The sequence below is a fragment of the Paenibacillus sp. PCH8 genome (assembly GCF_002968835.1).
In the GTDB taxonomy this organism is placed as follows: Bacteria; Bacillota; Bacilli; order Paenibacillales; family Paenibacillaceae; genus Paenibacillus.
Window position 1 is genome coordinate 2,820,589 of the sequence record NZ_PKQK01000001.1, and the last position, 13,556, is coordinate 2,834,144.

At 43.4% G+C, this 13,556-nt stretch carries 9 protein-coding genes and 2 pseudogenes; 7 read left to right on the plus strand and 4 right to left on the minus strand.

Annotated features, from left to right (window positions below):
- Window positions 1-318 precede the first annotated feature (318 nt).
- Entirely contained in the window at window positions 319-1,248 is a 930-nt protein-coding gene (locus C0Q44_RS12020) for an ADP-ribosylglycohydrolase family protein (protein ID WP_105407699.1), read from the plus strand.
- A gap of 55 nt (window positions 1,249-1,303) precedes the next feature.
- Entirely contained in the window at window positions 1,304-2,551 is a 1,248-nt protein-coding gene (locus C0Q44_RS12025) for an MFS transporter (RefSeq protein ID WP_105407437.1), read from the plus strand.
- A 70-nt stretch (window positions 2,552-2,621) separates the two neighbouring features.
- Here the strand turns inward: C0Q44_RS12025 and C0Q44_RS12030 are convergent, their stop codons facing one another.
- Complete coding sequence (locus tag C0Q44_RS12030; RefSeq protein WP_146113445.1) at window positions 2,622-4,964, minus strand: galactose-binding domain-containing protein; 2,343 nt, start codon at window positions 4,962-4,964, stop codon at window positions 2,622-2,624.
- 573 nt (window positions 4,965-5,537) lie between these two features.
- Here C0Q44_RS12030 and C0Q44_RS12035 point away from each other — a divergent pair.
- From C0Q44_RS12035 to C0Q44_RS12055, 5 genes and pseudogenes are all read left to right on the plus strand, one after another.
- Complete coding sequence (locus tag C0Q44_RS12035) at window positions 5,538-6,353, plus strand: alpha/beta hydrolase (protein ID WP_374955097.1); 816 nt, start codon at window positions 5,538-5,540, stop codon at window positions 6,351-6,353.
- A 271-nt stretch (window positions 6,354-6,624) separates the two neighbouring features.
- Complete coding sequence (locus C0Q44_RS12040; protein WP_105407440.1) at window positions 6,625-6,804, plus strand: hypothetical protein; 180 nt, start codon at window positions 6,625-6,627, stop codon at window positions 6,802-6,804.
- A 130-nt stretch (window positions 6,805-6,934) separates the two neighbouring features.
- Window positions 6,935-7,636, plus strand: a complete 702-nt coding sequence (gene sigK, locus C0Q44_RS12045) for an RNA polymerase sporulation sigma factor SigK (RefSeq protein ID WP_105407441.1) — start codon at window positions 6,935-6,937, stop codon at window positions 7,634-7,636.
- 135 nt (window positions 7,637-7,771) lie between these two features.
- A pseudogene (locus C0Q44_RS30925) lies at window positions 7,772-7,962 on the plus strand (IS5/IS1182 family transposase); the annotation flags it as partial.
- Between the two features lie 341 nt (window positions 7,963-8,303).
- Window positions 8,304-8,582 (plus strand): annotated as a pseudogene (locus C0Q44_RS12055) (sigma factor-like helix-turn-helix DNA-binding protein); the annotation flags it as partial.
- Between the two features lie 145 nt (window positions 8,583-8,727).
- Here the strand turns inward: C0Q44_RS12055 and C0Q44_RS12060 are convergent.
- From C0Q44_RS12060 to C0Q44_RS12070, 3 genes are read right to left on the minus strand one after another with little or no spacing between them, the layout of a single operon-like run.
- Complete coding sequence (locus tag C0Q44_RS12060; protein WP_105407442.1) at window positions 8,728-10,347, minus strand: stalk domain-containing protein; 1,620 nt, start codon at window positions 10,345-10,347, stop codon at window positions 8,728-8,730.
- Between the two features lie 44 nt (window positions 10,348-10,391).
- Window positions 10,392-12,200 carry a FecR family protein gene (locus tag C0Q44_RS12065; protein ID WP_181150950.1) on the minus strand — a complete coding sequence of 603 codons (1,809 nt, stop codon included), beginning with the start codon at window positions 12,198-12,200 and terminating at the stop codon, window positions 10,392-10,394.
- 30 nt (window positions 12,201-12,230) lie between these two features.
- Complete coding sequence (locus C0Q44_RS12070) at window positions 12,231-13,538, minus strand: glycosyltransferase family 2 protein (protein ID WP_181150951.1); 1,308 nt, start codon at window positions 13,536-13,538, stop codon at window positions 12,231-12,233.
- Window positions 13,539-13,556: the final 18 nt, after the last annotated feature.

The window sequence follows — 13,556 nt, forward strand, 5'->3', positions numbered from 1 at the left end:
AGGGATCAAGCGCGTTATGATTGTTTACATTGAAAATTTTCATATGTATGACTCATTTTCAGAAAATGCAGAACTTTGTAAAGCGTTAACCTCTTTACATGTAAGCGGTGTACTGAATAAACTGTTTTTTCAGTGCAATAAAAATAAATGTTTTTTATGAAAATGGGATTCGTTGACCGTTCAACAGCTTTCGACACTTTTATAATAGAAGAAATGGAACAAATGCAATTTGATTTAATTGGCTTTACGCAGGATCAGCGCATGTGGGAGAATGGAAGAATGAGTATGAAAATATGTGGAATAAGGGAGGTATATGAGATGCTGCAAAAGGACCGTTTCGATGGATGTTTGATCGGGCTTGCAGCGGGTGATGCACTCGGGACGACTGTGGAATTCAGCAGTCCGGGCACGTTTGAAGCTGTTACAGATATCGTTGGTGGCGGTGTATTTGGGCTGAAGGCCGGACAATGGACGGATGATACGTCAATGGCACTGTGTCTCGCGGAAAGTCTCATACGTCATGAGAACTTCGATGCTGGCGATCAGATGCGCAGATATACCAATTGGTACAAGGTTGGTTACATGAGCAGCACGGGAGAGTGCTTCGATATTGGTGGAGCCACACGAAGTGCACTAGAGCGGTTTGCCAGAACGGAGGAAGCCTACAGCGGATCGATGGACCCGATGACGGCGGGCAATGGCTCTATTATGAGGCTTGCTCCAGTCGCTATGGCCTATGCCAATCAGCCAGCAGAGGCGGTTCATTATGCAGGGCTTAGCTCCCGAACAACCCATGCTGCAACGGAAAGTATTGAAGCCTGTGAGGTGCTTGCTGCGATACTTGTTGCTGGAATACGCGGAGCGGACAAGAACGTTATGTTGTTACCGGAGACATGCCGACAGTGGAGGGTGGAGCCTTCTTTTTCACCAGCAATCGAAGAGGTTGTTACGGGTTCCTATCGGAGTAAAGAACCGCCTGAAATCAAGGGGAGTGGTTATGTTGTGCGTTCACTTGAAGCAGCCTTATGGGCGTTCTATAAATCCTCAAGCTATGAGGAAGGCGCGTTGCTCGCTGTTAATCTGGGTGATGACGCGGATACGACTGGGGCTGTGTACGGACAAATTGCTGGTGCTTATTATGGGCTCAGTGGCATTCCGGAGAACTGGCGGGACAAGCTGGCCATGCGTGAAACGCTCGATCAATTATCTGAAGGGTTATGGTTGAAGGCGACAGGCCATCGTGGATAAAGTGCGATAAAAACAGAACAAACAGACATATGAAAGACAGGAGAAGAGAACATCCATGAGCAAGGCAGAACATACAACAGAACCACAAGCTTCACAGTCCGGTAAACGAGGGGTGTTTCCATTATCCCTGTTATGCCTGACGATCGGGGCATTTGCCATTGGCATGACTGAGTTTATTATTATGGGCTTATTGCCGAACGTGGCAACAGATCTGAATGTGAGCATTCCGCAAGCAGGGCAACTCATCACGGGATATGCGCTCGGTGTGGCCGTTGGCGCACCAATCCTCACTGTGTTCACACACAAGATTCCGCAGAAAAAATTACTGGTGCTGCTCATGTGCATTTTCATCATCTGTAACGCATTGTCAGTGATTGCTCCAACATATGGGTTGCTGATTTCGGCACGAATTCTAACGGCATTCGCCCATGGTACGTTCCTCGGTGTAGGTTCAATTATGGCGACTCGCCTGGTTGCACCGGAGAGAAGGGCAGGCGCTGTATCCGTTGTGCTCGCAGGTCTTACGATTGCCAACATTATTGGTGTTCCCTTTGGTACATTTATCGGGCAAGAGCTCGGGTGGCGGTCATCCTTCGGGGCAATTACAATTCTAGGCATCATTTCGTTAATCGGCATTATTCGTTTCATTCCAGTCATTCCGCAAGGAGCACCAGCGAACCTTGGACAGCAATTCCGGAATCTGGTTCGTCCACAAGTGTTACTGGTTCTGCTCGTTGGGGCGATGGGCTGTGGAAGCCTGTTTACTGTGTTCACCTATATTGCACCGATGCTGATGGACATTAGCGGTTTTGCCGAGCAGAGTGTAACCTGGATTCTGGTACTGTTCGGCTTCGGTGTAACCCTGGGCAATATGGTTGGCGGCCGTCTGGCAGACTGGAAGTTGATGCCTTCGTTGATCGTCAACTTTGGAATCCTGGCCGTTCTTCTGGCTACACTCACGCTGACGCTGGAGAATCCGTATCTTGCTGTAATCACGATTTTCTTCTGGGGTGTTGCTGCGTTTGGCATTATGCCAGGATTGCAGATTCGAATCATGAATATGACCCGTGAAGCGCCGCTGCTGGCGACAACCTCAAGTCATTCGGCGTTTAACCTGGGGAATGCGGCTGGTGCCTATATGGGTGGGTATGCCATCACGCATACGGGACTTATTTCAGTTCCGTTGTATGCCGCAGTTATTGCTGCACTGGGTTTGATCGGTTTATTCATCAGTCTGTTGATGAATGACAAACAGACCTCACCCGAGGGGCCAGACGTGGTTAATCCAGTATCCGTACACTAAAAGTATAGTCAAGAAAGCCTCAGTCCTCCTGCTTAATAGCAGGAAGCTGAGGCTTTTTGGTTATGTCGCTTTAATAGATTTCAAGCTCATTGATTCGAACATAGGTTGGCTGATGGGCAGGCCCCCTGCTCGCGACGACACGGACCTTGGCGGTACTGACCGCTGTAAACGTGTGTGATCGCGTTAACTCCTGATTGCCTGTAATCTGTACGAGATTCACCCAGGTTGAGCCATTCCAGTATTGCAGATCATAATTGGCAAGAGGGTATCCCTGGGTAGTATATAAATCGATTCGCTTGATAGAACTAGCTGTCGGCAAGTCAATTACGACATATTGTGGAAGCGAGGAATTACGGTCATTGGCCCAGCTATAGTTCTCCCCCAATGCCGTGTTACGGTCGCCATCATTGATTCGATTTGCAGAATACCCAGGATAGGTGGAGTTTACCGTTATGGCAGCATTTCGTGCCAGATTCTGTCCGGTTCCCGGATTGGTAGGGTTTTTCACCAGCCTAACCAGATTCCAGCGCAGTTCGAAGAGCTTGAAGGACTTATTAAATACAGCGCCTTCCCCTTTGACCAGAGCATCAATGGTTAGAGACATGGCACTCGGCACGTCAGTACTGCTTGTCCATTTCCCGGTGCCTTCAATTCCAGCGAAAACACTTACCTCCAATATTTTTTTGCCGGCAATTTTCAGTCCGACTTCTGCTTTGGCTCCTGCCCAGGCAGTGATCTGTCCTTCGATTTTATGAGTTACCGTAAGGTATCTGTTCACACTGCTGTAAGGCTGGATCTTCACGGGAATAAAGACACGCGTTTTTCCTTTGACGCCTACAGTAACCGTGTATCCCTGATCGACCTGGAATTCAAAGGTGACGTTACCGTCAATGCCGATAACCAGGAATACGCCAACGGATACGGCTCCGAGGTTACCCGCACCAAGGTTCAAGCCCATAATTGGAACTTTGACCTCTTTTTTGAATTTGGCATCGCCTTTGATATAGATGTTCGCTTTTTCACCGGCTGTAAATTTCAGATCGTATTTTCCCCAAAATCCGTATTTCCCTGTAACTTTGGGTGCAATCAAGGTCAGCTTGCCACCTGCTTCAACGTACACTTTGTTACCGTTTGCATTTTGTTGATTTACAAGTACCTTCTTAAAATCACAGACAAACTCGTTGCCGGATTTTTTGCAATTGGCAAAATCACCTGCTCCAGCAGCACGAATGATATCATTCATATCCATAGCTTTCACATCATTCTCGTCCATGGAAGTCACATCATTCATATCCATGGAAGTGATATCCATTGATTCTGCATCCGCAACCATATCTGGATTGGCATCCGCATCATTTTGAATGGTGTTATCTATGTTGAATTGTCGCATTTCAGAATCGTCAGCGATATTCGCTTCTGACAAGGACGGGGTCTCTTGTACAAGAAATTCCTTACTGTCCAACACCATGTCAGGATCTGGCATGACGATATTTCGCTCTTCGAAAGATACCTCCTGCTCGGGAATATCATAATAATCGAACAGTTCTTCTACACCTGGAGTGGTGTATTCTACCCGTACTCCAACAGAGCTTTTATTAATGCTCGCCACTTTGATGGCCCGGGCCGAAGACTGGTCCAGAAAGATCTGACCAGGAGCAAGGTTGTTGCCGAGCTGAGCAGCCTCTTGAGAATTGAGCTCTATAGAGCCCTTTTCTTCAACCGTTTCAAAGACGGCATTGACTAGGGGGAGCTTCCTCGCAATGGAAGAGGGCATAGATTGGGTCGGCTTTAACTGATAATCCACTTGCTCAAACTGGCCTGAGGAAGACATGGGATTGCTGATTGCCAGTCCATCTTCAGAGACGTTAAAAGAGATTCGAAAGTATGCTTCTGAAACGGGAGTATCAACGTTGGTTTTACCTGCCCAGATCCAGCGTGCACTGGTCTCCTCGGGCATGCCACTAATCTTTTTCCAGGGATCACTGCCATACCGTCCGAAATCTGAAGCGCGTGACCATGACGTATCATCGAACTTTGGCTGTTCCCAACCTTGAATATATCGTTCGGATACTTTCCAGTTGAAGTCAGTAACCAGATTCTCATCCCCGTAGCTAAGATCTGCTAGCAGTCCCGCATAGAGGCCCAGATCCTTCGCTTGGACTGCAATAACATTGGTACCCGTTTGTATCGCGATAGGGAACGTGTAGGCTTTGGTCCAGTCGTTGCCATTTCCCGTCTGTTTGCCGTTTATAAACAGTGTGAATTCATTATCAGCGGTTAGAGTTATATTTCCTTCATTGTTAGAAGCAGCATGAACATTAGAAGGCCATAAGCCCACAAGTAAAGGCAGTAATAGTGCAATAACCAGAAAATAGGCCCATGCTTTTTGAATCGACGAGCGCACGTTGTACATCATCATTTTCCTCCCAGAAAATAAAATAGTTGCAAAAGAAATTGGCGGAAACGTTGGGACCTTTGCGAAAACATTTCTCAGAAGAAGAATATCGCGAGCCTGTTGTAACTTGTCATGGACACCCCCTATTGAAATTCATGATAAGGTAAAATATTCAATTTAACAACATTATTTTACAATTTTAAATTATTATTTGGAAGGTAATATGGAAGAGGAAAACCCGGCTGTTCTAAAATCATCGATTCGAATCGTAAAAAGCGTAAATGTTGTTGCGAAAAATGGATAAATAAGTTTAAATATACTATATAAGTAATTCCTGTTGTGAGATCAGAGGATAGTCTACATTTTTCAGTGTTTTTAGAACTGCTGAAGGGAGGTGAACTAACTAATTTTGTAAGGGCTTTCAGAAACGGTTTTATTTAAGTTTGCCAAAATGGAGAGGAGAATAGTGAAATGAAAAAACGTACTTCTATTATTTTAAGTCTTTCAATGGTCGTTGCCATGTTTGCCCCAACGATGGCATTTGCCACGGATTCGAGTGAGGTTGCGGCTCAGAACTCAGCATATGAATCAATGAATGTGTCCAACAATGATGAAGCTAGCAATGCTCTGGCTGCAAGCCAGGTCGTGCCGGCGCCATCTGGCTATGATTCATATCGAAATAATATTCCTCATGGCAATATGAATCTGATCACCTATAATTCCACAACGGTTGGCAATGCACGGAAAGCAATGGTGTACACGCCGCCAGGATATTCACCGAACAAAAAGTATAACGTTCTGTATCTTCTGCATGGTATTGGCGGGGACGAGTATGAGTGGGTTAACGCCATGAAACCTAAGAACATTCTGGACAACCTGTATTCCGAAGGCAAGCTGTCACAGATGATCGTAGTCTTCCCGAATGGTCGCGCGATGAAGGATGATCGCCCGATTGGTGACATTTTTGCCCCGGACAAAGTAGCTGCATTTGAGAGATTTGAACAAGATTTGCTCAAGGATCTGATCCCTCATATTGAAGCTAATTATCCGGTGCTCAAGGATCGCAATAGTCGTGCTCTGGCAGGTCTGTCCATGGGAGGTGGACAATCTCTCAATTTCGGGTTGAAGAATCTGAATACCTTCGCTTGGGTAGGCGCCTTCTCGGCAGCACCAAATACGATGTCAGTATCTCAACTGGTCACCAACCCTGGACAAGTAGCCAGCAAACTGAAGTTATTATGGATCTCCTGCGGAGCGAGTGACAATCTGTTATGGGTGAGCCAGAACTTTAAAAATGGTTTGAGCAGTATGAACATTCCCCACACATGGTACCAGGATGTAGGTGCACATGAACCATCTGTCTGGAACAGCGGACTGTATCAGTTCTCCCAACGAATCTTCAAGTAATCAACAGGTATCTGTATAGAGAGTAAGCAAAAGCCTCAGTTCTGTATGCACAGAGCTGGGGCTTTGAATGGCTTACCAACCAAACAATTTTGATGAATATTTGATAAACTACATACAATTGAAGTCCGAATTTGACATGGCGGATCAAGAAGATTACATTTGCTTTGACATTATTGAAAAGAGGGGTGAGGATCTCACAGATTCGAGCACTCCAAGCTGAATGTGTTTGTTCATTTGTTATACAAGTTATCTGTGTTAGGGAGTCGATTATATGTTCTACTACAAAGGTGCTTTCCGGGAAACGGACAATGTGATTTATTTCAAAAGTGATATTTCATTAGCCGCAAATGATGTCGTTATATTCGGTGAGAAGAAATACTTTATCCAAAGTGTGGAGAAAGAGTTTCTCCTGCTTCAGCGGGTGGGCTCCATCGTTTTCGTGAGCGTGTGAAATAATCTCAGAAGCCATTCCTTTTTCGAGTGTACGTGCACTTCTGGGCCCCTGCCTACATACAATAGATCGACCCTGTTCCCTTACGTGCTCAGGCCAGATCGTTGTAAAACTGCAGGAGGTGTCATCTGTGCCCGGATTGTTTACCGCAATTGCTCTATTCATTAAAGAGTTAACGTTACTCGTCTCGTATGTCAAAAATAATGCGTTCCCCCAGCCACTGGCTGAGGATGAAGAAGCCAAACATTTACGCCTCATGGCTGAAGGCAATGCCCACTCCCGCAATTTGCTCATTGAACACAATCTGCGCCTTGTGGCGCATATCGTCAAGAAGTTTGATAATACGGGAGAAGATCAGGAAGACCTGATTTCGATTGGAACCATCGGTTTGATCAAAGCGATTGAAAGTTTTCAACAAGGTAAAGGCACCAAACTTGCCACATTTGCGGCGAGGTGTATTGAGAATGAAATTCTGATGCATCTGCGTTCTTTGAAGAAAACACGTAAAGATGTATCTCTGCATGATCCCATTGGTACGGATAAAGAGGGTAACGAAATTACATTGATAGATATCCTCGGAACAGAAGCCGATGACGTGATTGATAAGGTGCAACTCAAGATTGAGAAAAGCAAAATTTATCGTAATCTCGACATTCTGGATGATCGCGAGAAGGAAGTCGTTATTGGCAGATTCGGCCTGGAAGCAGGCGGGGAAGAACGAACTCAACGCGAGATTGCCAAGGAACTAGGAATTTCACGTTCTTATGTATCGCGGATTGAGAAGCGAGCGTTAATGAAGCTGTATCATGAGTTCTATAAAGAGAAGAGGTAAGAAAGGAGTACCTCCCTAATCTCGAATTAGTAGAGTGACGAAAACTCACTAATAAGACGAGGTGACCCCCCTATGCCCTTTATTCGACACTTGATCTATTCTTTAATTGTCAGAATTATTGATCGTATTCCTATTCTGCGAGATCAAATGCCAATTAATCTGCAGTGGAGAGTCAAGAAAAATAGCCATGAAAAAAATGTTATCTGGTATGGCTATAAAGGTCATCTTACTGTAGGTATACAGAGTCAGTATATCCTTGGCTCCATGATTTCCTCTCGGAATTTGAATGTGACGGTAAAGCAGCCATTCCTTTGTTAAAAGGGATGGCCTATCATCCTGCAAGTTACATGTTCAAGTATATTTCAGCATACAACTTGTGCATTGGAATCCTCTGTTAGTATGAAACAGGGGATGCACTTCTGGACACCCTACTTTTATCCGACAAATCAAGAATCGCACTCAAATAAGCCTTATCTTGAACCGGATACTTCATTTCGGTTACTTCAGTGAGCCACCACCAGCCAGATCATCCTCGACGACTGCCACTTGAACTCCGCTGAATAAACAGTGTTGGTTTGGACTGTATCCTTTCTTACATTAGAATATGTTGCCCGACCCAAGATTACCGCAGTGACAAGGCTTTTCAGAAATGTCTATCATTCATGTTAACGAAATCACGCTAAACGATATCCTCGGAACAGAAGCCAACGACGATGTAGATAAAGTGCAGCTCAAGATTGAAAAAAGCAAAATTTATAGCAATCTCAACATTTTGGATGATCGGGAGAAGGAAGTTGTGATTGGTCGATTTGGTCTGGAAGCAGGCGGGGAAGAACGCACCCAGCGCGAGATTGTCAAGGAACTTGGGGTTGCACGCTCCTATGTATCTCGAATTGAGGACCAGGCGTTAATGAAGCTGTATCACGAGTTTTATAAGCAAAAATAGTGAAGAAACACATTTATGCGCAGCATGGATATGAAAATAATAGGACACCAAGAGATCAGTGAGGCTACTTCTTGATCTCTTTGGTGTCCTATATGTGGATAATTTTACATGTTATTTAATTGAAAACAATTTTAAAAATTATTCTTTAAAGCTCGCCATTTATATTACTCCGGAGTATGGCAGTACGACTAGTGGGAACCCACTGAACATCTATTCCAAGTTCTTCGGCAATAAAACGCAGAGAAACATAAGTTCTATTTTTTTTCACATAAGGTACTGTATCCACTTCTTTAGTTTTTTCGATTCCATTTATTTCTTTGATTTTAATATTTTTGGAACCAATAAAAAGTTGGGTGGAGCGGTTGTCTTTCTCTAGATTAATAGTTCTACCGTCCGAAGAGAAAGTTATTTCAAAACCAAGTGCTTCAGCAATTTGTCGGACAGGTACCATAACTCTTCCGGTATTGATCTCTGGAGAAGTATCGAATTTAAGTTGCTTATTCTCAAGAACAACTTTGATCACAGATTTATTACCAATAATGTTTGCAGGCATGACATAAGGATCGATTTTTCTGATAATGTTATTTCCCATATCCGCCACATAGATGGTTCCATCTGATGTGATAGCTACATCCTGAGGGGCGTTAAATAGAGCCAGTCTCTCCAAACCATTCTGGGAGCCGGCTTCCCCGGTTTGACTACCAGCTACTGTAGTTACAATCCCGTTTTTAAGATATCGTATAACATTATTGAGAGAATCAGCAATTAGAAGACCACCTGATTTATCTAGAGTAATACCTCTAGGGAAATGAAAGGCTGCCGATTGAGAAGCTCCATCCTTATAATTTCCCGGTGCATATAAGGCATCTTTATTATAAATTGAAATATGTTCTACTTTCGATTTGCCAGCTACAGTGATGACCTGATTGGTGGAAAAATCAATATATCGAATCCGTTGATTTCCAGAGTCGCTGACATACAAATTCCCTTTGTTATCAAGTGCAAGGCCGGTCGGCTCATTAAATAAAGCCTGTTGGATAGGACCATCTTTATAATCGCCGGCAGCCAATACGAAACCAGGGTGATGTTCAACCACACGATCCGATGCGGCAGTAATAGTAGAAGTGGTTCCATCTGGCATAATCTTGCGAATAACATGGTTCAATGTATCCGCTACATAGACAATCCCGTTCTTTGTCACAGTGATCCCCTGAGGGTGATTAAATAAAGCAGCGGTTCCTTTTCCGTCACGATCACCAATCCTACCATCTCCGGCAATAGTAACAACTTCTCCTGTTGAAGACACTTTCCGGATAGCATTGTTACCACTATCGGCAATATAGAGGTTTTTGTCTGTACTGTAAGCCAGGGCGGAAGGGGCCTGGAACAGGGCGATTCCTTTATTTCCGTCAAGAAGTGCACCCAAGGGCTGTCCTCCCGAATCTCTGAGCAGGGAGGATGAAGGGCCGGCATACGTATTTACGTTATCAGAGCTAAAGATACTAATTTTGTGATTTCCAGTATCTGAAATAAACAAATTTTCTTTTGCGCCAACCGCCAAACCTATTGGTTGCCTGAAAGAAGAAGTAGAAGCAACCCCTTCCTGTTCGCCATATATCCCGTTACCAGCAATGCTAGAGATTTTGGCGATAATATTCCCTTTATCATTATATATCGGAGTGACATCAGCAGCGGAAGCTACGTTCGTACTGAAACCAATGATGGCAGCACTGAAAGTGAGAGCTAATTTTTGTAATAAAGTCATAGAAACTCCTTGTGAACAGATTTTCGGATTATTGTATTAGTCATTTATTTAGTGAAAGTTAAGGCTTCCGGCAAAGCAGCATTGGGTTCGTTTAACTCCAAAATGGTCTTACCAGTGCTATCAACGATCTTAACATAGAACAGTTTGAACGTTCCGTCTCCACTCACAGAAAAAGGAATCGTAGCCAAAATTCCGTCAGAAATTGCAGTGTTTGATGCAGAGCCGAATTGGGTTGCAGCATAAATCGTTTCTTTTTTGGTTACTGAAGAGTTACCTACAGTTCCAAGATAAGTTTTTACGATATCCACACTGTTGGCAGGAACGAAGAATGAAGTATTCAGAAATCGATTTTCTGGGCCAATGACTTCAATGGCATTATCACTGAGAAAGTGAAACTCGGTACCGTAGATAGCGTTGGAACCCGTAAAATTCTTCAAACGAATAGATAGATTGAAGCCCTGTACTGTGTTGATCTGCTCTAAAGTGACTTCTGGAGTACTTGGAGTATTTGGAGTACTAGGAGTACTAGGGCTACTAGGCAAGTTAGGTGCTGTAACTACTTGTTCAGTAGCAGAACCTGAGTGATCGATTTTAAGCAGTTGTTTGTTTTTTTTGAAGGTTGTAAGTTCTTCAGGTGATAATTGAGCGGTGTACAACATTTCAGCATGACTCTGAAGCTGTTCAAGAATAGACTTATTAGCAAAATCAAGGATTCGTTTGTTATCTAGAATTTGTTGCAAGGATAAGCTCAATTTAGCTTTGAAATCCGACTGAAGAAGAAGTTGCTGCTTTTCAGCATCCTTTTGAAAAGTTTCTAGACGAGATTGTTCTTTTTCCTTATTCTGGACAGTAGCTGGGTCGAGTCCTCCCAATGGATGAAGGGATCCAATATTCTGTAAACGAATTTTACGATCGGGATCGTTTATTTGTTGGTTGGTAGTCATAAGAATTGCATTCATTTCATTAAGATTTACTTTATCTTGCTGAACGGATTCGAACGTAATATTCGACATTAATCTGTTGATATTTTCTAAGTAGGTAATAAGGTTCTCTTGGTTTTTAATACTTATGTCAGATTGTACTCCATCTCGTTGGAGCACGGGTTGAATTTTCTTATCCAAAGAATCCTTCAATTGTATTTCAAGCTTTTTATTCTCTTCAATAATGGAAGGAGAGCTTGTAATCATTGCTTTTAAAATGAAAGGATCCACTTGTCCCACTACGTTAGCTACATCTACAACAGCCAGAGTATTCTTCATATTTTCAGGAAGAGCGGCAGGGTTTATGCGTATCTGCTGTGTTGGTGCTACTAAAAAGGGTACACTTGAAGAAGGTTGGTTAGCTGAAGATACAGCGACCAATCCAGAAGCGACGAACATTGATAATGTGCCATCTGATTGAACCGTAACGTAAAAGTTAGTACCTCGAACATGTAGTTTAGAGCCAGGAGTTTCGACGAAATCCTCATCAGCGTTTGCTAAGCCTGATATAGAACTCCACATTGATCCGGCCCACAATTTGATAGAGAATTTATTTCCGGAAACGCTTTGCTTTAAGTTAGAGATTACAGCGTTGGAGTTTTTCCCCACATATCTTACTGACTCAGGGTGACTGACTTTAATTGTTACCGACCCATTATCTCCAGTAATGATTCGATCACCTTGATACAGCTTCATGTTGGCAAAGGCAGAAATTGATTTGATTCCTCCTGCTCGCGTAACGATTACATCACCTTGAACTGTTGTAAGATATGCACCTTCATTTGCTGTTGTAGATGCCGATACGCTGTAGGAACTTGTTATCATAACCAATAAGGCAAGGAAGAGCGTTAAAGTACGAATCCGTTTAACCAAAGTAACATCCCTCTTTTCCATGTTGAGCGTTTAAGCTCTGTTTGATAATTGGTGTATTTGTTGTTCAATAAATTTTAATTTTGTATCTATAATGTCCAAACTTGGGATTTCAGCTTGTAATGCTTTTAGTATGGATACCGCTTCGGCAAAGTGACCATTGAGCACAAGAAGATCTGAGCGCAGCAACTCGGCTTTCCACATATGAATGCTCTGATCAGGAGCAACGGTTCCGCGATAGGTATGAAAACCGTTGGAAGCTGCACTCACATGTTTGTAGGCTCCTTCTAATAATTTCTGAGCCTTAGATACGGCTATGCTTGCCAATAAGAAGTGGGCGTCCGGATAATCAGGATGTAGTGCAAGAGCTTTAGAATAAGATTTTTCAGCTGCTTCAAGTTTGTTTTGGGAACTATAGATTTTTCCCATCAACATGTGAATTTCTGCTATTCGCCCGAAATAACGATTAGACTCGGCTAATTCAAGAGCTTTAGCAAAGTAAAACAATGAGCTCTGTTTATCTTCAGTACTCATTGTTTCACGCCCAAGAAAATACCACCATCCTGGGTTTGTGGGCTCTTCTTTCGACATCATTCTTAAAAGGTTGATATTGCGTGTTATTTTGTTTTTTTGAGCTTTGATTTCAGGTTCATAACCATCGTGATGCAGACGAATTCCAATAGGCTTATGCAGAACGTTAGAAGTAAAAACCCCTTCTTTTTCTGTGGCAATCTGCTCATGAATTCTTCCGTTATAATGAATCCCTCTGTTTGTCTGGAAAAAACGTGGAACGGAATATTCCGTGACATGACCGTTTTTTACATAGTTAATTAAGCAAGGCTGCAGCGCAGGAATATAAGTATTCATGCTGCTGTAAATTCCCGCCGCAAGTCGAATTAGTCTACTATCATCCTCATGAAGCCACTCATCTGCATCCAACCAGAACACCCAATCTGAAGTGACATGTCGCAGTGCTTCATTGCGTAATTCCGCGAAACTATCATTCCACTCCCTTTGATGAACTTGGACTTGTGGATATTTTTGAAGTAGGCTCAAGGTTAGGTCTGTTGAGCCGGAATCTATAACGATTATTTCATCGACAGCATCTACAATACTCTCAATGCATCTCTCTATGCTCCGTTCTTCATCTTTTACAATAAGAGCTGCAGAGATCGTAACCTTGGGAGTAGACAGGAGCTTTTCGATGTCTTCACTCACGACTTCATCGCGGGTCACCTTTTGCAATTCGCTCTGCATGAATTGCATCCATTTCCCTTTAGGATCAAGAAACAAAGCACGGTCGAATAGGAGCTGAGCTGTGTTTCCTTTACCTTGTTTCATCAGGGCCTCCCCAAACAA